This window comes from Microcystis aeruginosa NIES-4325 (assembly GCF_008974145.1).
In the GTDB taxonomy this organism is placed as follows: domain Bacteria; phylum Cyanobacteriota; class Cyanobacteriia; order Cyanobacteriales; family Microcystaceae; genus Microcystis; species Microcystis aeruginosa_G.
Genome location: NZ_BJKP01000009.1, coordinates 1 through 24,480, shown reverse-complemented (window position 1 = coordinate 24,480; position 24,480 = coordinate 1). Strand labels below are relative to the sequence as shown.

General features: G+C 43.8%; 20 protein-coding genes and 2 pseudogenes. 8 read left to right on the top strand and 14 right to left on the bottom strand.

What is annotated here, in order from left to right; all coding sequences use genetic code 11:
• Positions 1-754: 754 nt before the first annotated feature.
• A complete protein-coding gene (locus MiAbW_RS06830; protein WP_151695482.1) occupies positions 755-961 on the bottom strand; it encodes a hypothetical protein in 207 nt (68 codons plus the stop codon).
• 125 nt (positions 962-1,086) lie between these two features.
• On the opposite strand from MiAbW_RS06830, the gene MiAbW_RS06825 reads away from it, so the two are divergent.
• Entirely contained in the window at positions 1,087-1,467 is a 381-nt protein-coding gene (locus tag MiAbW_RS06825; protein ID WP_151695481.1) for a hypothetical protein, read from the top strand.
• A 10-nt stretch (positions 1,468-1,477) separates the two neighbouring features.
• Here the strand turns inward: MiAbW_RS06825 and MiAbW_RS06820 are convergent, their stop codons facing one another.
• Entirely contained in the window at positions 1,478-1,720 is a 243-nt protein-coding gene (locus tag MiAbW_RS06820) for a hypothetical protein (protein WP_151695480.1), read from the bottom strand.
• Between the two features lie 102 nt (positions 1,721-1,822).
• Complete coding sequence (locus MiAbW_RS06815) at positions 1,823-3,256, bottom strand: TM0106 family RecB-like putative nuclease (protein WP_151695479.1); 1,434 nt, start codon at positions 3,254-3,256, stop codon at positions 1,823-1,825.
• 277 nt (positions 3,257-3,533) lie between these two features.
• Between MiAbW_RS06815 and MiAbW_RS06810 the strand changes: the two genes are divergently transcribed.
• Positions 3,534-4,748 (top strand): aminotransferase class V-fold PLP-dependent enzyme, encoded by a 1,215-nt coding sequence (locus MiAbW_RS06810; RefSeq protein WP_151695478.1) that lies wholly within the window; start codon positions 3,534-3,536, stop codon positions 4,746-4,748.
• A gap of 18 nt (positions 4,749-4,766) precedes the next feature.
• Here MiAbW_RS06810 and MiAbW_RS06805 read toward each other — a convergent pair whose 3' ends face one another.
• Complete coding sequence (locus tag MiAbW_RS06805) at positions 4,767-8,939, bottom strand: DEAD/DEAH box helicase (RefSeq protein ID WP_151695477.1); 4,173 nt, start codon at positions 8,937-8,939, stop codon at positions 4,767-4,769.
• A 54-nt stretch (positions 8,940-8,993) separates the two neighbouring features.
• Positions 8,994-9,464 carry a DUF29 domain-containing protein gene (locus tag MiAbW_RS06800; protein ID WP_151695476.1) on the bottom strand — a complete coding sequence of 157 codons (471 nt, stop codon included), beginning with the start codon at positions 9,462-9,464 and terminating at the stop codon, positions 8,994-8,996.
• Between the two features lie 275 nt (positions 9,465-9,739).
• Between MiAbW_RS06800 and MiAbW_RS06795 the strand changes: the two genes are divergently transcribed.
• Both MiAbW_RS06795 and MiAbW_RS06790 read left to right on the top strand, forming a co-directional pair.
• Positions 9,740-10,432 carry a Uma2 family endonuclease gene (locus MiAbW_RS06795; RefSeq protein ID WP_151695475.1) on the top strand — a complete coding sequence of 231 codons (693 nt, stop codon included), beginning with the start codon at positions 9,740-9,742 and terminating at the stop codon, positions 10,430-10,432.
• A 116-nt stretch (positions 10,433-10,548) separates the two neighbouring features.
• Positions 10,549-11,970: a carotenoid oxygenase family protein gene (locus MiAbW_RS06790; protein ID WP_151695474.1), complete on the top strand. Its 1,422-nt coding sequence runs from the start codon at positions 10,549-10,551 to the stop codon at positions 11,968-11,970.
• Positions 11,971-12,129: 159 nt separating this feature from the next.
• Here the strand turns inward: MiAbW_RS06790 and MiAbW_RS06785 are convergent, their stop codons facing one another.
• On the bottom strand, positions 12,130-13,011 hold the full coding sequence (locus MiAbW_RS06785; RefSeq protein WP_151695473.1) for a glutaminase: 882 nt from the start codon (positions 13,009-13,011) through the stop codon (positions 12,130-12,132).
• Between the two features lie 11 nt (positions 13,012-13,022).
• Between MiAbW_RS06785 and MiAbW_RS06780 the strand changes: the two genes are divergently transcribed.
• Positions 13,023-14,243, top strand: a complete 1,221-nt coding sequence (locus tag MiAbW_RS06780; protein ID WP_151695472.1) for a molybdopterin molybdotransferase MoeA — start codon at positions 13,023-13,025, stop codon at positions 14,241-14,243.
• A 73-nt stretch (positions 14,244-14,316) separates the two neighbouring features.
• On the opposite strand, the gene fabD is transcribed toward MiAbW_RS06780, so the two are convergent.
• The 3 genes from fabD to plsX form a co-directional block, all read right to left on the bottom strand.
• The gene (gene fabD / locus MiAbW_RS06775; protein ID WP_151695471.1) at positions 14,317-15,243 is read right to left on the bottom strand and encodes an ACP S-malonyltransferase; all 927 of its coding nucleotides are present in this window, start codon (positions 15,241-15,243) and stop codon (positions 14,317-14,319) included.
• A gap of 103 nt (positions 15,244-15,346) precedes the next feature.
• Positions 15,347-16,348, bottom strand: coding sequence for a beta-ketoacyl-ACP synthase 3 (locus tag MiAbW_RS06770; RefSeq protein ID WP_151695470.1), 1,002 nt, complete (start codon positions 16,346-16,348; stop codon positions 15,347-15,349).
• Between the two features lie 196 nt (positions 16,349-16,544).
• Positions 16,545-17,600 carry a phosphate acyltransferase PlsX gene (plsX, locus tag MiAbW_RS06765; protein ID WP_151695549.1) on the bottom strand — a complete coding sequence of 352 codons (1,056 nt, stop codon included), beginning with the start codon at positions 17,598-17,600 and terminating at the stop codon, positions 16,545-16,547.
• A 149-nt stretch (positions 17,601-17,749) separates the two neighbouring features.
• Here plsX and MiAbW_RS06760 point away from each other — a divergent pair, with 149 nt between their 5' ends.
• A complete protein-coding gene (locus tag MiAbW_RS06760) occupies positions 17,750-19,042 on the top strand; it encodes a D-alanyl-D-alanine carboxypeptidase (RefSeq protein ID WP_151695469.1) in 1,293 nt (430 codons plus the stop codon).
• A 220-nt stretch (positions 19,043-19,262) separates the two neighbouring features.
• Here the strand turns inward: MiAbW_RS06760 and argC are convergent, their stop codons facing one another.
• The 3 genes from argC to MiAbW_RS06745 all read right to left on the bottom strand — a co-directional run bounded on the left by argC (position 19,263) and on the right by MiAbW_RS06745 (position 21,938).
• A complete protein-coding gene (gene argC / locus MiAbW_RS06755) occupies positions 19,263-20,324 on the bottom strand; it encodes an N-acetyl-gamma-glutamyl-phosphate reductase (RefSeq protein ID WP_151695468.1) in 1,062 nt (353 codons plus the stop codon).
• A gap of 274 nt (positions 20,325-20,598) precedes the next feature.
• Positions 20,599-20,862: a DUF3146 family protein gene (locus MiAbW_RS06750; RefSeq protein ID WP_008205480.1), complete on the bottom strand. Its 264-nt coding sequence runs from the start codon at positions 20,860-20,862 to the stop codon at positions 20,599-20,601.
• An 86-nt stretch (positions 20,863-20,948) separates the two neighbouring features.
• Positions 20,949-21,938: a DUF389 domain-containing protein gene (locus tag MiAbW_RS06745; protein WP_151695467.1), complete on the bottom strand. Its 990-nt coding sequence runs from the start codon at positions 21,936-21,938 to the stop codon at positions 20,949-20,951.
• A gap of 112 nt (positions 21,939-22,050) precedes the next feature.
• Between MiAbW_RS06745 and MiAbW_RS06740 the strand changes: the two are divergent.
• Positions 22,051-22,182: pseudogene (locus MiAbW_RS06740) on the top strand (flagellar assembly protein H); the annotation flags it as partial.
• 286 nt (positions 22,183-22,468) lie between these two features.
• On the opposite strand, the pseudogene MiAbW_RS20540 reads toward MiAbW_RS06740, so the two are convergent.
• Positions 22,469-22,631 (bottom strand): annotated as a pseudogene (locus MiAbW_RS20540) (lipoyl(octanoyl) transferase LipB); the annotation flags it as partial.
• Between the two features lie 524 nt (positions 22,632-23,155).
• Between MiAbW_RS20540 and hpf the strand changes: the two are divergent.
• Positions 23,156-23,755, top strand: a complete 600-nt coding sequence (gene hpf / locus MiAbW_RS06730) for a ribosome hibernation-promoting factor, HPF/YfiA family (protein ID WP_151695466.1) — start codon at positions 23,156-23,158, stop codon at positions 23,753-23,755.
• 58 nt (positions 23,756-23,813) lie between these two features.
• Here hpf and MiAbW_RS06725 read toward each other — a convergent pair whose 3' ends face one another.
• Positions 23,814-24,224, bottom strand: a complete 411-nt coding sequence (locus tag MiAbW_RS06725; RefSeq protein WP_002744658.1) for an Hsp20/alpha crystallin family protein — start codon at positions 24,222-24,224, stop codon at positions 23,814-23,816.
• Positions 24,225-24,480 lie beyond the last annotated feature (256 nt).

Here is a 24,480-nt window from a genome sequence, read left to right as displayed (position 1 = left end):
TTCGCTTCGCTTCAACCGCGCATTTACCAATGTATCTAACTTCCCTAAGTTTGTCAACCCCTTTTGGCAATTTTTTTTGATCTTTTTTCTATCCCTTGCTACGTCAGCCTTTCAGCTTTTCAGCTTTTTTCTGGTCTGGTCTTTTTCCCTAGTAAGTTTGTCCTAGTTAGCTCTTGATGGTGGTGACAACGTTTCTCATATAGTCCGAGACTTTTAGGCATCAAATAGGCGGGCAATGCCCGAAATAACTATCTAGCAGGGTTTTTAGCCCCAATAATGTACTACCAAAACTCGGCTAGGGAATTCAAGGTCAATATATTTTGTGATCAATTTTTGGAACACAAAGGCGAGAGTAAGGGCGATAGCCACACCCAGTTTCAGAAATCACAACCCTGGCATTGAAGCGGGGAACGGAAGGCTCCAAGTTGCAACCTAACACCAGAAAGCGAGACCACTGCCAACCATCCAATATCTCCTGCAAAAGTCTTATTCAGCTACTTGATGGGATCCGAAAGCAAGTTCATAATTGTCAATGGCATCAATTATAGCGGTTCTCGTACCTGTGCGGCACACTTAAAGCTTTACTGATTAAGCTGTTTAAGGTCGAAAATGTACCTTTTGTGAATGGGAAACGCTATAAATTAAATCTCAAACCAAAATGCCGTCTCCGATTCTTAATATCTTGATGATCAAACTCCAAATATCTTCAGCCTTCTGTGAATAGGTTCGCTCTCGCATAGCGAGCGCCTTGCGTTCACAATTCTTTCTCTTGATAACTGGTGATTAAATTTGTTTCTTCAAGACTTTCGGCAAAAAAGGCGCATCTGGTTGACGCTTCAACCGTTCGGCTGAGCTCACGGCCGAAGCTCAACCGAAGTTCTTTGAGTAAAATCTGTTCGAGCTGCCGTTCATCACCTTCCAGCCCGGCGGTGAGTATGTCAATCTCGATAATCTCGATCAAAACTAAACCCAAGGCAGAATAGAACTAGGAACCAGTGAGTCAAAAAGAAGATTTAACTGTGGCAATATGTTAGGGATGTGTTAGGTTAAAGATAATTGCATCTTTGATGAATCGAGGGTTGAGCCGTGAATAACAACTTTTTCCGCAGCTATTCTGTCAATGATTCTGGTTTGGGTTGTTTCTTATCCTTAATTTTAGTCGGATTGTTATTAGGCTCGATCGGACTGGGTTGGTTAGTCAATGGTTTTTTAATTCTCGTGGCATTTCTAATAATTTCCCCTGTCATTGCTTGGGGGATTTTTCGCTGGTGGTTGCGACGCAATTTAGTTGAAGATAGCTGTCCTGTATGTAGCTACGAATTTACGGGTTTTAATCGCACGGAATGCCAATGTCCTAACTGTGGTGAACCGTTAAAAGTGACAGGGGGTAAGTTTATTATTCTCACCCCTCCCGGTACGATCGACGTACAGGCGATCGAAGTGCCTACCGGACAGTTGGAAGATTAGGGTCAAACCATTACCATCTAGGCACGCGCACCAAACTGAAAGCGGGGGATCTGTATTTTAACAATAACAGCAGTCCCAGCAGGTGAATTGACCAATGAACGAGAATTAAGCCCCAAATAATTGCAAAAATTAAACTACTAACGGCAAGAGCTTTAAAAATATCATTATCGGTCTTTTGATACCAGAGAAGACTAAGGAAGGAAAGCAGTAGGAGTAGAAGGGGAAAAAGTGGGGAGAACATGGGGATCACCATTGGGTGAGGGGACTGTCTTCACATCCATAGCCTATCATTTTCTCTTTGCATCTACGGGTAGCAGCGGCTACATACCCGCCTATTTGTCATAAATCTTTAGAATCAAATTAAAAAGTTTACAAGCCAATCTTTAAGCAGAAAGGTGGCGCGACAATCATCCTCATTGTAACGCAAAATAGCCGCCAATAAAGTCCGATCTCCTGTTTTTAACCACTGGTCATACCACCAAACGCATTGATCCCCGCTTACTCCTCGATCGCGCCATTGAAAGCCAATCCAGTTAGCGAGGGATTTTAAAGAATAACTTTCCACGGGAAAAGTTACCGAATTAACTACCTGATAGTGCAGATCAAAACAGCGAGAAACTAATTGATTAATCAAAGAAGAAGGGGTTTTATAAAGATAACCTAATCGTTTGATTGTTTCCACTTCGTACTCAGAAAAGTGAAAAATTGGGGCTTGATAATCCTGCATGACTAAGGTTAAAAATTCCTGCCAAATCCTGCCTTCATCTTCTGGCTTTTCTGCCAAAAAGGGATAAAATTGCTGGGTATTAACCCGATAATCAACCCGTAAAATCCCCAAAAGATAATCTAAATTCTGTTCTGGTTCCGCTTCGATGTCAAAATAAAATTCAATCTCGGTCCTCGGTAGCGGTGACAAATAAGCAGTTTTCCCGTTGCTTTTGCGAAAGGCCCGATTTTCAATAATTGCTTGGGCCTGTAATTGTAACTGATTAGCCACCTCTACCCCCATCCCCTCCCCCATACGGGTAGGACAGGTAAGCACCAAGGATTGCATGGTGGAAACCCCCAAAGACTGTAAAAATTGGTAACGACTGGGAGTCACCCCCGGGACTAAAGAAAGATGTTGACTCGCTTGGGCGATACCATAACAGTGACTATACCAATGACATAAACTGCAACGCTGACGCGAGATAAAAACTTGTGGTTCTTGCCGATTAATCACCATTTCGCCGAACTTTTTGATTATTTCCTCTAGTTTAGTTAACCAGAGATTCAATTCCACCCGATAGCGATTATGACGACGTAGAACAATTTCTGCGTAATTGGGAAAAACTCCCTGCATACTGGCTAATAAATAGGCGTAAAAAGTAGCCAGCATCTTATATTCAGGCTTAGGACGGCGACCGAGTTGTATATTGAGGGGATAATAAACCCAATCGCCAAATTTAGACTCTCCTGCCTGTTTAATTAATAAATGCGGGGAACCAGTTAAAGAGACGGGATAGGTAGATTGTAAAAGGACTCCGTGATAAATACAGGGTACCCCCTGACGCATCAAAGCTTCCGTTTCCCTGGCAGCGGCTAAAATATCAGTGCTGGGAGTAGTCAGGGAACAATAATCGGGATAGGAGTCTTGCAGGACTTTTTTAACGTGACTTTGACTCTCTTGGCGCAATTTAACCAAAAAATCTCGCTCAGGGTCTTTTTCTTGGCTATTGCCGTAGAGATTTAAAAATGCACGGCGTTGACAACGTTGGTAGTCTAGAAGTAGATCATCGGTCAGTAGCATTCTATCAAGGAGAAAAGTTAAGCTTTCCTAGACCAGTGAGGTAAAGTAAAAAATAATAAACTAAAAAAAGAAAACATTCCCAAGTGTGTATCCTCTACTTTAATACTATTGTGACAATTGCGACTCGATACGTCGATAGAATTCTCCGAGTCGGTCGTCAGGAGTCAGGAAGTGGGCAAGTGGGGAATTCAACTAAAACCCTAAAACCCAACACCTTCTAACTGATAACTGATAACTGATAACTGATAACTGATAACTGACCCCCATCTCCTCGCTTATGCAGAATTTAGACGAAAATAGCCTCGATTTCGCCGTTAGTAAACCGGATTTGGTCGAACAAAGACAGGAATTTCGGGGACTTAGCAATAAAGTTTATTTTAATTTCGGTGGTCAGGGAACCTTGCCCAAGGCCGGATTAGAAGCGATTATCGATGCCCATAATTTTCTCCAACAAAAGGGGCCTTTTTCAGGACGGGTAAACGATTGGATTACTGGAAAAACGGAACTTCTCAGGCAAGAAATGGCTCAGGAGTTGGGAATCAGCCCCCGAACTCTCTCTATCACCGAGGATGTCACTGTGGGCTGTAATATCGCTCTCTGGGGAGTGGATTGGCAAGCGGGGGAACATATTTTACTAACCGATTGTGAACACCCCGGAATTATCGCCACAGTTCGGGAAATTGCCCGTCGTTATCATCTGGAAATTTCCACTTGTCCTATTCGGGAAACTTTAAACGGCGGCAACCCGATAGAAGTTATTTCCGCTCATTTACGTCCAAAAACTAGGGTTTTGGTGGTTAGTCACGTTCTGTGGAATACTGGACAGGTTTTACCCCTTAAGGAAATCTCGCAACTTTGTCATGATAATTCTGTCACCGAAAAACCCGTTTTAGTGGTGGTGGATGCTGCCCAATCCGTGGGCTGTTTGCCCTTGGATTTAAGCGCTACTGCTGCCGATTGTTATGCTTTTACAGGTCATAAATGGTGGTGTGGACCGGCCGGTGTGGGAGGATTGTATATTCGTCCCGAAATTTTCTCTAGTTTACAGCCCACTTTTATCGGTTGGCGCGGTATTGAAACAGATAAGCAAGGACAGCCTATCGGTTGGAAACCGGATGCCAGACGCTTTGAAGTGGCTACTTCTGCCTATCCTCAATTTGAGGGTTTAAGGGCAACTATTGCGGTACATAACGCCTGGGGTGATGGGGGACAAAGATACGAAAAAATCTGTCAATTAGCGGCTTATCTCTGGGGAGAACTAAAGACGATTAAAGGGGTGAAATGTTTAAAAAATTCTCCGCCAGAATCTGGTTTAGTTTCCTTTCAAATTGACTCGGCCATCAGCCCACAAAATTTAGTGCAACAGCTAGAAAAACAAGGGTTTTTACTGCGAACTCTCCTCGACCCCATCTGTGTGCGTGCCTGTGTTCATTATTTCACTTTGCCCTCAGAAATCGAGCAGTTAGTAGCGGCTATCAAAAAGTTAGTTTAAACGGGGTCGGGGATATTTTTATCCCTCGGCCATTAAGCGTAATAATTCGTCAGTAGATAGCTTGCCGCTGGCGTCGGTTCCCTCCAATAAACTATCGGCAAGATCGCGTTTATGGTGGTGCAGATCGACAATTTTTTCCTCGATCGTATCCTTGGCCACTAAGCGATAAATCGTCACTGGACGTTTTTGGCCGATGCGGTGAGCGCGATCGGAGGCCTGATCCTCCACTGCGGGATTCCACCAGGGATCAAGATGGATAACATAATCGGCCGCCGTGAGATTTAATCCTGTCCCCCCGGCTTTTAAACTAATTAAAAACACGTCCCCTTCCCCCGCTTGAAACGCTTTCACCTGTTTCTGCCGATCGCTGGCTGGGGTACTACCATCGAGGTATTGATATTTTATCTGTCTTTGATCGAGATAACTGCGGATAATTGCTAAATGATCGACAAATTGACTAAATACCAAGGCTTTATGCTGATTATCTAATAAGTCATCCAGAATTTCCCCGAAACGGGACAATTTCGAGCCGGGTAAATCCAAATCTGGAGCCACTAACTGCGGGTGACAGCAGGCCCGGCGTAATTTCATGATCTCTGCCAGTACCTGGAGATGTTTTGCCCCAGCAGTACTGTCACTCTCGCTTAATTTCTCCAAAGCACGCCGCCGTAAGGCCTCGTAAAACGCCTTCTCCTCGACGCTTAACTCGATCGGGACTAAAATCTCGGTACGGGGCGGTAATTCCGCCAGAACTTGGTTTTTGGTGCGCCGGAGAAGGAAAGGCCGCACCAGTTTTTTTAACTGTTCACGAGCGGTTTTATCGCCGTATTTTTCGATCGGGGTGGCGAAACGGCGATCAAAACTTTCCAAGGATCCCAACAATCCGGGGTTAATAAAACGGAAAAGATTCCATAATTCCCCTAAATGATTCTCGATCGGTGTTCCTGTCGTGATTAGTTTAAAATCCCCACGCAGATTCATCGCTGCTTTCGATCGCTTGGTGGAGAAATTCTTAATCGCTTGGGCCTCATCGAGAACGATTGTCCGCCATTCCACCCCGGCCAACATAGTAGCCACTTCTTCCTGCTGTAATAACCCATAGCTACAGACCAACAGATCAAAAGGTTGCAGTCGATCGAGTAGTGCTTGCCGATCGCCTGTTCCCAATTGGATGATATTTAAGGTAGGTGCGAACCTTTCCGCCTCACTAATCCAGTTCAAACATACTGAAGTGGGGGCGATCGCTAAAGTCGGTCCCTCCGATGCGCGGGTAAGGATCACTGCCAGAGCTTGTAAAGTTTTCCCTAATCCCATATCATCGGCCAAACAGGCCCCGGCCCCCCACCGGGCCAGCCTAGCTAACCAACGAAAGCCTTCCAATTGATAGTCGCGCAATTCTGCCTGTAGAGTTGAGGGAACTTCTGGGGTAAAATCCTGACTGTCCTGAAAGCGTTGTAAATTATCGCGCCAACGTTTATCGGCCTTGAGTTGTCCCACTTCCTCGCTGAGTTCGGAGAGAATCGGGGCAGCGAAGGGATGAAACCGCAAACTGTCGCCGGACTTTTCCGAGAAAGCGCGCATTTCCTGTAACCGTTCCCGAAATGCCTCGGTTAGGGCGAGAAATTGACCATCTCCGAGGGGAATAAACCGCCCCAGCGATCCCTCTAGCAATTTCATCAACTCCTGCATACTCAGCACCGATTTCTCGTCTAGGTGTAGTTCCCCACTGACGGCAAACCAATCCCGTTGACTGTGGATATTTAGGTGTAGGTCTTGTAATCGAAGCTGACGCGACACCCGCCATTTTTCCCCTTCTGGCCATTCCACAAGGACGCTATCGCTTAATTCCCGCAATTCCAGCAGTAGATCTAGACAATCCTCTGGATTTTCTAGCCGCCATTCCCCATTTTCTTCCTCGAAACTGATCAGGATCGGACAAGAATCGATCGCTGTTTGGGCCAGTTTTTTCTCTAGGGCCAGATCCCTAGTTGTTTGCAGCCGTTCCCCCTCAATCTCGGCGATTACTGTTTCTCCCCCTTTTCCAGGCTGGAAATAGGGACCGGCTGCCCCAAAAGGACGGCTGAGAACCGCCACTTTTAAACCCTCTCCGGCCGGTAAGAGATGAATCCGGGGTTGACTATCGGCAGCCACTGACTGGGCTGCTTTTCCTCCCCCGATATCGGAATGTACTGTCACTATCCCAGACAGGGAATTGATCGCGGCCAGGACTTTTTCCCGGCCCTTGTCGGGGACTTCTAAGCGGTTGCCTTTGCCGATAATGTCGGCGATGCTTCGGTGTTCCGGCTTGACTTCGATTACCTTAACGCGAGTGGGGGTTTCTTTCCAAATCAGCACTTCTTGGTGATCGCTGAGATCGGGCAGTAAAGAGAGGATTAATTTACCCGATTTTTGCTTACTTACTCGCAATTCCGGTTCCCCGGCGACGATTTCTACCCGCGTTCTGGGGGAATCTTCCCAAAACACCAGGGGATGACCGATCAGTTCGATAATTGCCCGGCGCTCAAAGTGATAATCGTTCTGGCCATAGTAACTGGATTCCACGAAGATATGGGCGCAAATTTTCAGGTCTTGCGGGGTTAAATAGTCAATTTCCCCAGTTTTTCGCAGACGTTTAAGGGAGACGGGACGGCCACGACTCCAATTACCCCGCGCGTCGAGTTTCTGTTCTTTTGCTTGCAGGAAATAATCCTCGGAATGGATAGAGAGAAACCAAGCAAGGCGGACGACGGGGTTAGATTTACCCGGGGTTGGTGTTGGCGCACACAGATTAGTCAAGGCATTCAGGCACAGTTGCCAAGCTTCTTGGGGTTCGATCGCATCTACTAGGGGGGAAGGGAGATGCTGGTTTTTAAGCACCTCCACTTCCGGCGCTCGATCGAGTCGGGACAGTAGGGCCCCGGTTTCTAGGGCTAACCAATGGTAGCCGGCCGCCTTGGCATCTTTGTAGAGGGGCAAGAGTAGGCGGGGCAGATGTTTTTTAGCGATGCCGCTACTCATCCAGTAGAGACAGATACTATATATAAGAGTCTCTAGACCCTGGCCGATTTGGTAGGGATTGATCGTCGCGTCGATGATTGCGTCTTTGGCCTGCATATCTCCCTGACGGGCAGCGATGATTTTTTCCAGACGGGCATAGATAGGGCGGAAAGGATGATCGTTTTGACGCGTCACCCAATTGGTATAGCTGGCGGCTTCGGCGAGACGTTCGGGGGTTCCTTCTTTGAGGAGGGCGAAAATAAAGGAGAAGCCGCTAATCGAAGAAAAATAGATTTTTTGTTTTCCTTTGGCTTTTTTTAGGGCTTTAAGGGCGAGGGTATATTCTTGGATCGCTTTGCTGTTTTCCCCGCCTAGAAAGGCAATCCAACCCCGGATCGCCCCGATTTCTGCTGCTTGGCTTTCCGGGAAGGGGCGATCGAGATACCGACGCACTTTATCGCTTTGTCCTCGGATGATTGCCTGTTCGAGCCACAAATGGGCTTCGGAAACACTGGTCTGGTCTTGACAGAGTTCTTCTAGGAGGGAAAAAGCTCCATCGGCGCGAGTTATTTTTTCAAAAGCCTTGACAAGAATGCTATTTAGTGCTAGGGCTTGAACTTTGGTCGGTTGCGTCCGTAACCAATCCCCATCGAAGGGGTTATCGTAGATGAGGATGAGAAGGTCTTCTAGGCTGGTTTTTGAGGAAGAATAGCTGGTTTTCTGATAATCGGCGATTTGTTGTTCGATCGAGTCGAAATCTTGACTATAGATGGCCAGACGGATTTCTCGGATTAATTGCTCTTTTCCTTGAAAAACTAGGCTTTCATCCCAACGAGTTCGGGGTTGCGGCAGTTTTGCCTTGATAATCTCGGCAAAACGCTTGAATTCTCCCTTGCTAATGCTATCACGGCTGGCAATCTCGACGAGGAGGGGATGACAGCGCGGCCCGTAGCCTTTGTCCTGGGTGATCACTTCCGCTTCTAGGAGGAGATCTAAATGGGATTTCAGGGTTTGGCCGTTAAATCGCCGGTTGTTCTCGTCGCGGTAATGAGCTTGATTTAAACATTCTAGAAAAGTGCTGCGGGCGATCGGTTCATAGATTAGGGAAAAAAAACGGACGATCACCTGATCGAGTGCCGATAATTGTTGGTAGCGTTCGATGAGTTGGCGGCGGATTTGCTCGATATCTTTCATATTCGGTTATATTCGCTGATAATCCTAATCTTTTGGCGGGGATATGACTGCAATTTATGGACGGGTTTCCAAAAAAGGTTCGATTTCGATCGGGAACCAGTCCCCGTCTAATACCTGTTGGAGAGTGAATATAGACTCTAGGGGAATCCCGTTTTTATCGACTATCCGCGCGTTAATCAGGGATTTTCTAGCGGTTAAATAGGCTTTTTCCCAAGAATCGCGGGCATGGTTGACGAGGGTGGCACTATCTATTTTTTGTTCTAATTGCGATCGGAAAGCCGCGATCTCCACTATCCAGTGACGGGCATTCCGTTCTTTTTCCGATTCCCAATAGGATAGTTTGAGCAAGTGTTCGATTAAAACGGTTAATAAACTCGTTATTGCCTGTCTCTCGCTTTTTCCCATGCACTCCACTTCCTCGATCAGGTTTTCCCAGTCCACCAGGACGAACTCTTTTCGCTTTAACAGTTCGGCGGTTTTTTCTGTCCAGAGAACAAAATCTTCTTCGTAGAGAGCGGTCATCATAGATTTCTCATCCCGACCGAGAGCGCGGGGTAATGGCTCGATTATAACGCTCGATCGCTATCCTCGATCAGCTTCTAGTGCGGGGAATTTTTGTCAAGTTAGAGATTTATCCCTTAGCACAAGTTGTTCTTTTTGTCAAAACAACTTTTTCTTTTTAACAAAAGTACACAAACATTTTGAGCAACCTTATTGACGATGTTATTTTGGGACTAGAGGGGAAAGATAACCTCGCTGCTAGAATTTAATTTTCAGACAAGTAAGCAGGAGCAGAAATTATGACCTTTACACCAGCTATTGATCCAGATATTGAATACCCCGACAGTGACGGTAAACCCATGGCCCATAATACCGAACAATACGAATGGATCGTTAAAATCAAAGAAAATCTTGAGATTCTCTTTGCTAATTCTCCTAACGTTTTTATTGCGGGGGATCTGCTCTGGTATCCTGTCCAAGATAAGAAAATTACTGGACCGGTTGCTCCCGATGTTATCGTAGTATTCGGTCGTCCGAAAGGAAGAAGGGGTTCCTATAAACAATGGCAAGAAGATAACATTGCTCCTCAAGTGGTTTTTGAAATTCTCTACCCTTCTAATAGCTTAGAAGAAATGGAGCGAAAACTACTGTTTTATCAACGTTATGGAGTGGAAGAATACTATCTCTATGATCCCGATTCTCATAATTTTCAAGGATGGTTGAGACAGGAAGGACTATTCAGTTCCATACCTGAGATTAAGGGATGGGTTAGTCCTCGATTAAATATCCGATTTGAATTGAGAGGAGATGAGTTAGAAATTTATAGTTTAGATGGTCAAAAAATTTTAAGTTCTATCGAGTTATCTCAAAGGTTAGAACAAGAGCACCTTAAAGCTGAACAAGCAAGGTTACAATTGGAACAAGAACGTCTTAAATCTGAACGTTTAGCTGAATATATCCGTTCTCTGGGAATTGATCCCGATACTTTATAATGACATAATTGATGGGTTGTGACGATTACTAATTAACTGGTAAACTGCCGAAATTATTGTTATTGAACCTAGCCTAGTGCTATACTTAACTATGTAATCACTAAAAAAGCAAATCTATGAAAGCTTGGGCAAAATCTTTAGAAAAACCAGCAGTGGAATTTTCTGAAACCCAATTAACCTTATTATCGGGGAAAATTCCCCATGGATTGCGGGGTAGTCTCTATCGCAATGGTCCGGGGAGATTAGAAAGGGGTAAGCAAAAAGTTGGTCATTGGTTTGACGGAGATGGGGCAGTTTTAGCCGTACATTTTCATGATAATGGAGCCAGTGCCACCTATCGCTATGTCCAGACTGCTGGTTATCAGCAAGAAAGCGCAGCTAATCAATATTTATTTCCTAATTATGGCATGAATCCCCCCGGCTTCTTTTGGAATAATTGGGGAAAAGAGGTAAAAAATGCCGCTAATACCTCGGTGTTAGCTTTACCAGATAAATTATTAGCTCTCTGGGAAGGGGGTTTTCCCCATAAATTAGATTTACAATCTTTAGAAACCCTAGGCTTAGATAATTTATCTAGCTTACAAGCAAAGGAAACTTTTTCCGCTCATCCTAAGCTAGATTTGTCCAGAGGAGAGATTTTTAATTTCGGGGTGACAATCAGTGCCAAAGTTAGTTTAAATCTCTATAAGTCTGACTCCACTGGTGAGATTATCCAGAAAAACACTTTTGAGTTAGATAGATTGTCTCTGCTGCATGACTTTGTTTTAGCAGGACAATATCTCGTCTTTTTCGTTCCACCGATAAAAGCGGATAAATTATCGATACTGTTGGGATTTAAAACTTTTAGTGATGCCATGCAGTGGCAGCCAAAATTAGGAACAAGAATACTAATTTTTGATCGAGATTCTCTGCAATTAGTCAGTGAAAGTGTTGCAGATTCATGGTTTCAATGGCACTTCGCTAATGGTTGTGTGAATGAGCAAGGCAATCTTGAAATTGTTTTTGTCCGTTATGATGACTTTAAAACTAATCAATTTTTAAAAGAAGTTCCCACGGGTAAAACCGAAACCTTAGCCATCGGAAAATTGGTAAGTATTACTATTAATCCCCTATCAGCAAAAGTGATTAATCAGGAAATTCTCTCGGATTTAAGCTGTGATTTTCCCGTGGTTTTCCCGCAACTGGTGGGACAAAAATGGCAGAATACTTTTTTAGCTGTCCATCGTCCTGATAGCGATATTAGTGGGGAAATTATCGGACTTCCCGCTTGTTATAATCACTCCACAGGTAAGTTAACTATTGCTTATCTAGAAAATAACTGTTATGGCAGTGAACCGATTTTTATCTCCGATGGTTTATCTCCGGAAACGGGATGGTTAATCGTCGTGGTTTACAACGGCAATAATCACAGCAGCCAAGTGAGAATCTATGACAGTCAGCAGCTAGAAAAAGAACCCCTTTGCTGTCTGCAATTACCCAGTGTTATCCCTCCCAGTTTTCACGGAACTTGGCAAGAAAAATCAGAAAAAGTAAGCTAAGACGTATTTAAATCGCTTATTCTTAGATTAGCCGAATCTCCCCCAATCCCTTTACTGTTGCAAGAGCGCAAGAGTGCCTCGTCTCAACAAGCAATTTGAATTACGAACAGCTTATCGGTGTTTCTTTGAGTAATTAAAGCTTATTTTCCTAGATTGAATTTACTTGACAAAATTACTTATATGTGCTAGTAAATTAAGTCCTAAAATTGAATTACCTTGCTCATTTAACAGAGGACTATAACAAGCGATCGCTCCCTGTTCTGGTAAAATTGATAATAGGGATCCACTGACTCCCGATTTAGTGGGAAAACCCACCTCAAGGGCAAATTGTTGGGAAGCTTCATAAAGACCGCAATTAGTCATAATTTCCAGAACTATATCGGCAAAAGAAGAAGCTAAAATTAACTTACCTAAATTAGCAAGATCGGCAACTTTTCCAGATAAACAACAGATTTGATTGTAGGTTTCCAGAGCTAAATAACGATGACTGATATAACCATTTTTTTCTAATTCTAAGCTTAAAGCTTGATTATGAACATTAGGATAAGAGTGAACAGACTCAAGCACAGTGCGATCAAGAAATAATTGACAATTACCCATTTCATTTAACCATAAAAGCAAATTTTCACAGCGAGATTCTGGCGTTTCTCCGCCTAATAAATCTGCTAAGGCGATTGCGCCGCTGTTAATCAGAGGATTACGGGGAAAACCGTTATCTTCTTGTAGTTGAGTTAAGGAATTAAAAGGATAACTAGAAGCTTGTTTTCCCACGCGACGAAAAACAGCATCTTCCCCAAAATGAGTTAAAAGATATAATAACAAAAAAGGTTTAATCACACTCATTAAAGGAAAAGTTACAGTTTGACTCCCCCAAGACAAAATCTCCCCCTCAAGACAGTGAATCTGGAGAGCGAAAACCTCGGAATTAACTTTGTTCAAAACCGGTATATAATAGGGAGTCTGACCCTTCATATCCGATAAATGCACTTCCCCGATCCAAGCTTGTATATCTTCCACCCTTAATCTAGCTAATCGGTTCATTTTTTTAATCCATGTACTCAGTCAAAGAAGCAGAATCTATAATTTTAACTCAAATTCAACCCCGACAAGAAACAGAAAAAGTTTCTCTAGAGGCAGCTTTTGGGCGCATTTTAGCCGAAGATATCAGCAGTGATTTAGACTTTCCCTATTGGGATAATTCTGCTATGGATGGCTATGCTGTCCGCTACGAAGATGTCAAAGACACTAACCCAGAAAATCCCGTTACTCTAAAGATTATCGCCGAAATTTCCGCCGGCAAAGTCCCCGAAAAAATTATTCAACCGGGAGAAACAGCCCGAATATTTACAGGAGCGATGTTACCCGCCGGCAGTGATACGATTATTATGCAGGAAAATACTCAACAAAAAGGGGAGCGAGTGGCGATTCTTATCCCTCCCGAAAAAATAGGTCTTTTCGTGCGTCAACGCGGCACATTCTATCAAGCGGGAAATCTCTTATTAAAAGCTGGTATTGCCATTAATTCCCCAGAAATAGCCGTTTTAGGCACGGCACAAGCTACCGAATTAACGGTGTTTTCCCGTCCCCAAGTGGCAATTTTCTCCACAGGAGATGAATTAATTAATCCCGATGAAACCCTCCAAAAAGGTCAAATTATTGACTCAAATCGCTACGCTTTAACGGCATTTGTCGCCAGTTTAGGGGCAATTCCCAGACCTTTAGGTATAATCAAAGATAATCCTGATCTGCTTAGAGAAACTATCAGAAAAGCCATTAATTCTAGTGCTGTCGTCCTTTCCACTGGCGGTGTTTCCGTAGGAGATTACGATTATATCGAGGGAATTTTAGGGGAATTAGGGGGAGAAATTCTGATTCGCAGCGTTGCTATTCAACCGGGTAAACCCTTAACCTTTGCTACTTTTCCTAACGGTTGTATTTACTTTGGTATCCCTGGTAATCCCGTCTCTGCTTTAGTTTCCTGTTGGCGCTTCGTGCAAATGGCCATTAAAAAATTATCGGGATTGACAGATTATCAGAACAAATTTCTGCGAGTTGTCACCCGCGATACTCTCAAATCTAAAGGACAAAGAGAAGTTTATCTCTGGGGAAAAATAGAAATTATCGAGGGAGTTTATCAATTTCAACTTGCTCAAGGTCAACACAATTCGGCTAATTTAATTAATTTAGCGGGTACTAATGCTTTAGCCATAATTCTCCAGGGTAAAACTATTATACAAGCAGGAGAAACAGTAGAAGTTATGATAGTTGACTAAAAAAATACCTAACCAAATTTTTGGCTAGGTATTGATCAATTTACTTCCTTTGTCGAAAATGTTGCCAGATCATTTAACCAACACCAATTAATGAAACCTGCAATATAACATCGTCGCTACCATTGTATATATCAGCTAATTGACTAATATTTTCTAACTCAATTGCGGGAACAGTTCGTTTAATTAAACCAGTTAAAACTTTACCCGGTCCCACTTCGATCGCTTTTTCCACATCCAAGTCCAGCAATTTTAACATAATTTCTCGCCAGCGAACCGAGCTAGTCATCTGCCGGATCAGATATTTTTTTAATTCTTCCCCGTCCTGGGTAGGATTGCTCGGATCGACATTAGAAATCACTGGAACTTTCGCTGTTTGGAAATTAACTAATTCTAAAATTTGCTGAAATTGAATAGCAGCATTTTCCATCAAGGGAGAGTGAAAAGCACCGGATACTTTTAAAGGCATAACTCGCTTAACTTTCACTTGACCTAATACCAAATCCACCGATTCAGGAGTCCCAGAAATTACCACTTGTTCAGAACTATTATCATTAGCAATAACTACATTTTCCGTCTGATTAACCACTGTCTCTAGACTGGTGCGATCAAATTTCATTAAGGCGGCCATTTTGCCACCTTCGGCCGCATCCATCAAACGGGAACGGTTCTGAACTAGATTTAATCCCGTCTCAAAATTAAACACCCTGGCCGCATACAAAGCCGAATATTCACCGAGACTATGACCAGCAACTAGATCGGGAAAATGACCTTTTTCTTGCAACAAATCCGCTAAAATACTCTCCACCACAAATAAACAAGGTTGAGTATAAAGAGTACGAGATAGGGTTTCTTCATCCCCTTGACATTTTTCCAAGACCGACCAACCGAGGATTCTTTCTGCTATTTCTAATCTCTCTTGGCCAAGCGCACTTTCCGCTAAATCTCCAATCATTCCTAACGCTTGCGATCCTTGTCCCGGGAATATCCACGCTGTTTTCATAAGTTCTTAAAATAGATACATAGTTGTGTTTTGGTCAGTTATCAGTTATCAGTTATCAGATGTGAGTTTTTAGTTTACCGTTTACTGATCACTGTTTACTGAATTAATCTCCCCAACGGAAGATAATCCCACCCCAAGTTAAACCGGCACCAAAGCCGGAAGAAGCAATAATATCACCTTTTTTGACCTTACCACTCCTGACAGCTTCATCGAGAGCTAGAGGAATCGAGGCTGCGGAGGTGTTGCCATACTCGCTCAGATTACTGATCACTTTTTCCGGAGGCAGTTTCAGGCGATCGCTCACTGCGTCCATAATTCTTTGATTAGCTTGGTGCAGAACTAACCAATCGATGTCACTGGTGGTTAAATTAGCCCGATAGAGAGCTTTTTCGATGACCTCTGGCACTTTCGCCACGGCAAAACGATAGACTTCCCGTCCGTTCATCCTTAGGGGCTTATAGGTTCCTTTTTGAACCCTTACCCCCTCCTTAAGGGGCAATTCCTCCCCCTGATAGGCGAGATTGAGAGAACTATTCTGGCTGCCGTCGCTATGGAGTTCAAAACCGAGAATGTTATCTTTTGTATCATTTGCTTGACAAAGAACCGCCCCTGCCCCATCACCAAAGAGGACACAGGTAGCGCGATCATTCCAATCCACCCAACGGGAGAGAACATCGGCCCCGATAACCAAGACATTGCGGTAAGTACCGGTACGGATAAACTGGGTGGCGGTGACTAATCCCACCAGAAAACCCGAACAGGCGGCGGTGAGATCAAAAGCGATCGCCCGATTGGCCCCGATCTGACTTTGAACTTGGGCTGCACTACCAAACAGATCATCGGGGGTAGAAGTAGCCAAAAGAATCAGATCGACGTCACTAGGCGACACCTGAGCCATTTCCAGAGCCTTAATCGCCGCTTGGGCTGCTAATTGGCTCAAAGACACCGATTGATCCGCTAAATGGCGTTTACCGATGCCTGTACGACTTTTAATCCACTCATCGGAAGTCTCGACAATTTGGCTGAGTTCTTCATTACTGAGAAATTGCCCTGGTGTGGCCGATCCACAACCAGTAATGACGACTGCTGCCCCGAATCCGTTCAAAATATTCCCCCCTTTCAGTGATCAGTTATCAGTGGGTCAGTGATCAGTTATCAGTTATCAGTGGGTTAGTTATCAGTGGGTTAGTTATCAGTGATCAGATTTTAGTATTAAGTGAGCAGTATTAAATCGCAGTTTCCTACTGTCTTTTCACTGATGACTGATTACTGTTTACTGATAACAGCAAAAGGCTGACAGCTTAATCTTCACCGTTCAACGACAACTCTTTTAATTGATGATGGTGGTCATTGTAGGCTTGAATGCGATCGGAAACGCGATTATCAACGGCATTTTTCGCCTGTCGGATGGCGTTAAAAATCGAAGGCGACTGGGAACTGCCGTGACTGATCACACAGACCCCATCGACTCCAAATAACAGCGCACCGCCATGTTCCGCATGATCCATGCGTTGTTTGATCTGTTTAAGATTGGGTTTAATTAAAGCCGTCCCGACTTTACCCTGTATCCCCCTGGGCAATTCCTCTTTGAGAATTTGTAGGATAACTCCCCCCACCGCTTCGGCAAATTTTAACAGGACATTACCGACAAAACCATCGCAGACGATCACATCAAATTGTCCCGATAGCACATCCCGGCCCTCAGCATTGCCGATAAAGGGAATTTGCTGGTTATTTTCTAATAATTCGTAGGTTTTTAGGGCGAGATCGTTACCTTTGCTGGGTTCTTCACCGATATTGAGCAAACCGACTTTCGGCTCTTCAACCCCCATAACGTATTTACTGTAAATTGTTCCCATTAGGGCAAACTGCTCTAAATATTTGGGTTTACAGTCCACATTCGCCCCGACATCGAGGATAATCACCGATTTACCCGCCAACATCGTCGGCAGCACCGCACCAATCGCCGGGCGATCGATTCCTTTTAAACGACCTAAACGCAGTAACGCCGCCGCCATGGCCGCCCCAGAGTGACCGGCGGACACCACCGCATCGGCGCGATTTTGTTTGACTAAATCCATGGCCACATTAATCGAGGCTGCCGGTTTGCGACGGATAGCGGTGATTGCCTCTTCGTCCATGGCCACCACTTCCTCTGCGTGGACGATCGTGAGATTCTTGGGACGGGGATGATGCTGGAAATAAGCCTCAATCCGTTCAGAATCGCCGACTAATAATACTTCTACATCTAATTCTTCGGAAGCTCGCATCGATCCTGCGATAATCTCGTTGGGAGCGTAGTCACCTCCCATCGCATCTACCGCGATTCTTGCCCGATTTAATGCCGTTTCTGCCATTGAGTCAGTGGGATAGAAATCTTTAATAAGTTGAGCGGCAGCTCTTGACAAAAGCTGGCCGATCGAGGATTAGTGTTTTCTGATCGAGCAATTGTTAAAAATTACCAATCATCTCTATACAATAAGGCATCATTGCGATTAAGGAAAAGATGTTCTCAGTTTTTAATTTGGCAGTTTTCGGCTTTCTCTTGGGTTGGCTGGGGGGGCAATCCCAACCGATCGCCAATATTCCCCTAATTTCTTGGCAAAATCAGCCTATTTTTGACCTTCCCACCGATCCCGATCCCCAGGTGGCGGCGATCGTGGCCGATTATCTGCAAGACTTGACTAAAAAAGGTTTAAACTCTAGTCAACAACGGGTCTTAATTGAGACGGAATGGGCTGATTTAGCTGATCATCAGGGTAATCTGCCCGCTTCGGGGGCTTCTTTAACTAAAATCGCCACTACTCTCGCCGCCGTGGAAACTTGGCCCCTCGATCATCGTTTTGCTACTCGTTTTTACAGCACGGGAGAGCTAAAAAACGGGGTCTTAGAGGGAGATTTAATTATTGAAGGGTCAGGGGATCCTCTTTTTGTCTGGGAAGAAGCGATCGCAGTGGGCAATGGACTGGATCAATTAGGCATCCGTCAGATCAAAGGCGATCTGATCATTACGGGTAAATTCGCCATGAATTTTCAAACCGATCCCCTCAAAGCGGGAGAATTGCTAAAAATTGGGCTTGATCAATCGAAATGGTCAAAAGAAGCCCAAAAAGCTTTTCAGAGTCTTCCTAGCGGCACAAAAGCACCACAGGTGAAGATTTTGGGCATGGTTCGAGCCAGTCAAATTCGCCCCGAAAATGCCCAATTATTATTGCGTCATCAGTCCTTAACTTTAACGGAACTGTTGCGTCAGATGAATATTTATAGTAATAACGTCATGTCAGAAATGTTAGCGGAACTGCTCGGTGGCCCGGCGGCAGTGGACGCAATTAATACTAAAATCACTGGGGTAGGAGCGGAAGAAATTCAATTAATTAATGGTTCGGGATTGGGGGTAGAAAATCGCTTGTCTCCCAGGGCAGTTATTGAGATTCTCAAGGCCTTGGATCGCAAGTTAGCCAATCAACCGATCAAAGTAGCTGATTTATTTCCGGTGGGGGGACGCGATACCAAAGGAACTATGCAGTGGCGGGCCATTCCCAAAGGAGTAGTGATTAAAACTGGCACTTTAGCCCAAGTTAGCGCCTTAGCCGGAGAAATTCCCACCCAAGAAAGGGGTAAAGTTTGGTTTGTAATCATGAATGCCGGTAGTGGCAATATCGAGGGATTCAGAAATCAGCAGGACTGGGTGTTACAAGCTTTAGATCAACACTGGCAAATTCTCCCAGAAGCTACTAAAGGATCGATTCCTGAAAGGGCTTTTTTAGGTGATCCCAGTCGGGTAAGTCAAGGTTTCTAAGGGGTTGATATCAACTTGACAATCAAATTTAGTTTGGTGGTGAGGAACTTTAGCAAGGTCTTATATTCACTTTTGCCGATAAACTGACTACTTTTCTGCTATTTTCTCCTTGCCTTTGCTGCCAATCGGTAAACATCGCATCCCAATCATAGTGACAAAATTTTGCCAGTTCTTCCCGAAATTGAGCAAAGGATGCGTGGGTGAACGCATCCAGGAATTTTTAAGGATAAAAACACATTTGCGGTAAACCAAGGGATTCTTCCCAACCCATCATGAGATTGAGACATTGTACCGCTTGTCCCGATTGTCCCTTAACTAAATTATCGATCGCTGACATCACTATCACTCGATCGGTTCTCGGATCCACTTCAATACCGAGATAACATAAATTAGTACCACAGGCCCATTTAGTTTGTGGATAGACTCCCCCAGGTAGGATTTTGACAAAGGGAGAAGCGCGATAAAAAGCATTGTAGATAGTGATTAAATCATCCCGCACCAGATTGGGATCCCGCAAAGTTGCGTAAACTGTGGACAGGATACCCCGAACCATGGGCATTAAATGGGGAGTAAACTGGACGCGCACCTCATGACCGGCTAAATCACCGCAAATCTGCTCAATTTCGGGAGTATGACGGTGTTTTCCCGCTACATTATAGGCCCCGATCGAACTATCTGCTTCTGCCAATAACATATTAATCTTAGCTTGTCTTCCCCCCCCCGAAGTTCCCGATTTGGCATCGATAATCGTGGTTTCTGGGACAATTAAACCCTGTTTTAACAGGGGAGAAATCGCCATTAAACTAGCAGTAGGATAACATCCGGGGCAACCGATCAAAGAGGCATTTTTAATATCTTCCCGATAAAGTTCTGGTAAACCGTACACAGCCGTAGATGCGATCGCTTGATCCTGACGCTCCTTGCCATACCATTTACTATAGGTTTCTAGGCTAGTAAAACGATAATCTGCCGACAGATCCAAGACTTTACACCCTTTAGCGAGCAAAGGGGGGGCTAAATCACAGGCTAAACCATTGGGTAAACCCAAGAAAACCACTTGACAACGGGAGGCAATTATCTCTAAATCGATCGCCTCCACATTAAGATTAATGCTATGACCGAGATGGGGATATAAATCACTGTAGGGTTTCCCTGCACTACTATCGCCCCCCAGATAGACTAATTCTACTAAGGGATGTTCTTTGAGCAAACGTACCAACTGTACGCCACCATATCCGGAAGCGCCGACAATACCCACTGAAATCTTCTGTTCTTGCGTCATTTCCCTTATTCCTAAAAATTCTTATCGTTAATATAACGCTTTAGTATGGATGAATTTTAGCCTAACCAGTGGGATTTAAATCAAAAAACTTCCTGTAAAAATCTAGTATCTCGGCTGAGTTGTCCATAAACCGTCAATTTCGCTTGATCAATAGGCGGTTATCTTAATGATGAGGTACAAAGTTTTCCTTTTAGGGAGTCGGTCATTGGCCGATGAGGCCAAATTAGGTTAAACTCCATCTTGAGGAGAAAAGCTCTAATTCAATCCCCCATATTTACAATTTTGATCGCACTGTAAATTGATAATCTCCTCCCGGTTCTAATTGATAATCGTAGCGTTCTAAAAACCGATTCAAGGGTTCAAAAATCAAAGCCCTACCTAGGGACGGTTGTACTAATAACTTACCTTGAAGAAAATGCCATTGAAACCGCCATTGATATTGTTCCGTCCGCACTTCTCCCTCTAATTTCCCCGTTTGCCAAGATTGCTTAATTATCCGCACATAAGCCGTGCTTTCTGGTCGATTACCGCCACTCACCTGAACCCTACCTATAGATTAAATATCAAACATTAAGATAGCGAATTAATCCTTGTTTGTCATTACTTGAGCTAATTTTCTCGACTTTATTCTGGGGAAGTGACTTCATTAACCTTAGAAACCAAGACATTTAACTGAAAAGGTCGCCCCATTTCCTTGGTAATAAATTCTTGCAATAATTCTACCTGTTTGGGGGTAATGCTTTCGGCGGTTCTTACTACTAATCTCACCTGGGGAGGTTGATTGAGCCAATTAATCGAAGATTCCAATAATTCTGTCCGTTGAAAAGTAACTGTTCGTTGTAATAAAGCTTTTTTGATCAGCCTTTCTAAGCGCGCTTGATTAGCCAGAGTTGCAAAACTTATTCCTAAAGGAATTAGCAGCACTGCTGTCAGGATAGAAGTCAAAAATAGAGCGTTACGCGCCCGATGAAAATTAGAATAACCAGCCAGCAAAAAGACCAACAAACAGGAGAGAGCAATGCCTAATAAATTGGTAATATATAACAGAGTTGCCCCCCAACTTAGCACCCAATTGCCTTGGGATAATCCTAAACCGATCGTACAAACTGGCGGCATTAAAGCCACGGCGATCGCTGTTCCCGCTAAAGTACCTGAAATTTTCGGTTCTATTTTGGCATAACCACTGATTGCCCCCGCGGTAATTGCCACTCCTAAATCTAAAAGATTCGGTTGAGAACGGGCTTGAATTTCACTACCAAATTCGGAAATTCCGATCAATAATCCTAGGAACCAAGCTATCGCTAAAGCGATAATCGTACCGACTAAAATCGCTAGGGCTGACTTACGAATTAATCGCCAACTGCCAATTAAACCACCAAAAGCTAGACTACGAATCGGTAACATCAAAGGGGCAATAATCATCGCCCCAATAATCACGGCCGCACTATTGGCGACTAAGCCAAAGGTAGCGATCGCACAAGAACTAACAATCAAAGCTAGATAGGGAAAATCGAGGGACGCTTCTGACCATAAATCGCGCCACATAGCCCGCGATTGTTGCCAGGTCAAGGGTTTTCTTGGGAACCACGAGTAGATCCGTTCTTTTCTCGTCATGGGGCTTAGGAAGATTGACTTTTCTTTTACTTATAGCTTTTTTTCTCTAATCAACGTATATTTGTATCATTTTCTTTAACTAATCTTACCATTTTTTTCTTCGCCTCGATCGATGAAACCTCATGACCAATTTGCCAAAAACTATCTGGAAGAATTATTATCGCTCCTAGGCCGGGTAGAAATTAGCCAAGAAATTACCGACGAAACCCGACAAATTGATCTATTTCCATCTAAAAATCGAGAAAAAGGCAAAACCCTCTATCTTACCATAAAAAAATATGCAATAGATCTAATCTTTCCCGATCGATTAGTACCACAATTCAACAGGAAGTGAATATTATTCGAGGAGTCGGTCGCCAGTAGTCAGTAGTCAGGAGAATTAAGAATAAACAATAATCAATTAAAGAGTCTATTTAGAGCTTTTCTGCAACTTCATGCCTATTTTTCCCATTTTTGAACTCTCAGAAATTAATTCTGCCAGAAGTCTATGGAAAAAAGCAATAAGCGATCGCCATTAACCATGCTGGAAATTTGTCAAGATTAAATTTAACAAACTTAACATCTGAGCCAGTAGCGGGAGTGTAAACGGGGGGACGTTCCAGTAGTAGCATCATATCGGCTAAGTTGGGATTAGCAATTCTCGCCTCCACGAGCGATCGCTATTGCCAAAGAATAGGGAGTAATTGCCCGAATTTTTAGCCCTCAGAGACGAGGTATTTTTTGAGCATTCATTGCGAGATTTGTCAAAATATTTAAGAAATGTGAAAGAGCGCAAAGGAAGATTAAAAGAAGGGAAGATATATATGTCGGGGAGAATACTAAGTGCTAATCTAAGGTTATCCCATCTATTACAAGGCTAACCGTCGAAAGGGAGAAACAATCACTGAATTCCCTTGCTGGCGGCAAAAATCGGTTTCTTTAGAGAAAAGTTAACATAACTTCGCACTTCTCTTAAGAGAAGGTTTAGAGAAACTTGTTAGAATAGAGGTAGATAAATCCAGTTGCAAATAGGCGCTCGACCCGATGAATTTTCCGCGCGATCCGACAAAAAAAAGAGAACGAAAACACCGACAATATCTAGACTGTGACCTGTAATTGACTTTCACTCAAAAGTGCGATTGAGCAGATTTTTGGGGATTAAATTCTTAGCATCAACATCTCTTAAAAATAGTTGATGTGGGCAGTCCATAGCAAAATTTTTAGATGGAGTAGTGAGTATGAAGCTATTGATTCAGGGCAATAATATCGCTGTCACCGAACCTATTCATGATTATGTGGAACAAAAGCTGGAGAAAGCGGTGAAACATTTTAACGGCATAACCACAAAAGTCGATGTTCACCTCTCCGTGGAAAAGAATGCGCGCATTCCCGATCGCCACAAAGCGGAAGTAACGGTTTATGCTAATGGAACAGTGATTCGCGCTCAAGAAGGAAGCGAAAATTTATACGCGAGTATTGATTTAGTTTCTGATAAAATCGCTCGTCAACTCCGCAAGTATAAAGAGAGATTGGTGGATCATCGCACCCACGCCACCGTTAAAACTAGCGAGGTAGTGCAGGAGAAACCCTTAGATGATAACCTAATTGGCGATCGCACTCCTGAATTACCTGCGGAAGTAGTGCGGATGAAATACTTTGCCATGCCACCGATGACTATTGAGGAAGCACTAACACAATTGCAATTGGTCGATCACGATTTCTTTATGTTCTGCAACAAAGACACGAACGAAATCAATGTTATCTATCAACGCAATCACGGCGGTTTTGGTGTTATTCAACCCCGTCCCGTCAACCTAAATGGCAAAGAATCCCATTAACAGTTAGGGACTACAAATAAAACTAAAGACTGGAGAAATTCTCCAGTCTTTTTCTGATCTAACCAAGATTAACTTTCACCACTTTATTTTTTTCTGCCACCGCTTTCGGGAGGGTGAGATAAAGAATACCGTCTTGATAGTTAGCGGTAACTTGGCTATTTTGCACCTCCACTGGCAGGGTAATCAAGCGACTAAATTTACCATAATAAAATTCGCTGTTTTCTACCTCGGCAGGGCGTTGACGTTGCCCATTAATAGCCACCATTTGCTTGCTAACCTCCACATCGATATCTTTAATATCCATACCGGGTAATTCGATTTTTAATTGCACGGAATCCTCGTTAACAGAGATTTCCACCGGGGGACGAGATACCAAGGAAGTTGTCGGTAATACTTCTTGAAAAAGTTGATCGATTTGACGTTGGACAGAATTAATTTCCAGGAAGGGAGAATAAAGAGTGAAAGCCATAGTAATAATTTCCTTGAGAGGTTTTCTCTGACTGCGATTGTCTCTATCTTAAGCAACTAACTTGGCTTCCACAAGACGGTTTTCAGGAAATAAAAAGTCGCAATAACCGATACAGTTATCAGTTATCAGTTATCAGTTATCAGTTATCAGTTATCAGTTATCAGTGGGAAGTTGTGGGGAAGTGGGGTGTGGGGTGTGGGGTGTGGGGAAGTGGGGAAGTGGGGAAGTGGGGAAGTGGGGTGTGGGGTGTGGGGTG

Excerpts from the sequence above, each read along its gene's own strand:
- MiAbW_RS06810 (WP_151695478.1), top strand. The coding sequence starts at position 3,534 with ATGCAGAATTTAGACGAAAATAGCCTCGATTTCGCCGTTAGTAAACCG.
- MiAbW_RS06795 (WP_151695475.1), top strand. The coding sequence starts at position 9,740 with ATGACCTTTACACCAGCTATTGATCCAGATATTGAATACCCCGACAGT.
- MiAbW_RS06725 (WP_002744658.1), bottom strand. The coding sequence starts at position 24,224 with ATGGCTTTCACTCTTTATTCTCCCTTCCTGGAAATTAATTCTGTCCAA.
- fabD (WP_151695471.1), bottom strand. The coding sequence starts at position 15,243 with ATGAAAACAGCGTGGATATTCCCGGGACAAGGATCGCAAGCGTTAGGA.
- MiAbW_RS06800 (WP_151695476.1), bottom strand. The coding sequence starts at position 9,464 with ATGATGACCGCTCTCTACGAAGAAGATTTTGTTCTCTGGACAGAAAAA.
- MiAbW_RS06805 (WP_151695477.1), bottom strand. The coding sequence starts at position 8,939 with ATGAAAGATATCGAGCAAATCCGCCGCCAACTCATCGAACGCTACCAA.
- MiAbW_RS06790 (WP_151695474.1), top strand. The coding sequence starts at position 10,549 with ATGAAAGCTTGGGCAAAATCTTTAGAAAAACCAGCAGTGGAATTTTCT.
- hpf (WP_151695466.1), top strand. The coding sequence starts at position 23,156 with ATGAAGCTATTGATTCAGGGCAATAATATCGCTGTCACCGAACCTATT.
- argC (WP_151695468.1), bottom strand. The coding sequence starts at position 20,324 with ATGACGCAAGAACAGAAGATTTCAGTGGGTATTGTCGGCGCTTCCGGA.
- MiAbW_RS06820 (WP_151695480.1), bottom strand. The coding sequence starts at position 1,720 with ATGGTGATCCCCATGTTCTCCCCACTTTTTCCCCTTCTACTCCTACTG.
- plsX (WP_151695549.1), bottom strand. The coding sequence starts at position 17,600 with ATGGCAGAAACGGCATTAAATCGGGCAAGAATCGCGGTAGATGCGATG.
- MiAbW_RS06745 (WP_151695467.1), bottom strand. The coding sequence starts at position 21,938 with ATGACGAGAAAAGAACGGATCTACTCGTGGTTCCCAAGAAAACCCTTG.
- MiAbW_RS06815 (WP_151695479.1), bottom strand. The coding sequence starts at position 3,256 with ATGCTACTGACCGATGATCTACTTCTAGACTACCAACGTTGTCAACGC.
- MiAbW_RS06785 (WP_151695473.1), bottom strand. The coding sequence starts at position 13,011 with ATGAACCGATTAGCTAGATTAAGGGTGGAAGATATACAAGCTTGGATC.
- MiAbW_RS06760 (WP_151695469.1), top strand. The coding sequence starts at position 17,750 with ATGTTCTCAGTTTTTAATTTGGCAGTTTTCGGCTTTCTCTTGGGTTGG.
- MiAbW_RS06780 (WP_151695472.1), top strand. The coding sequence starts at position 13,023 with ATGTACTCAGTCAAAGAAGCAGAATCTATAATTTTAACTCAAATTCAA.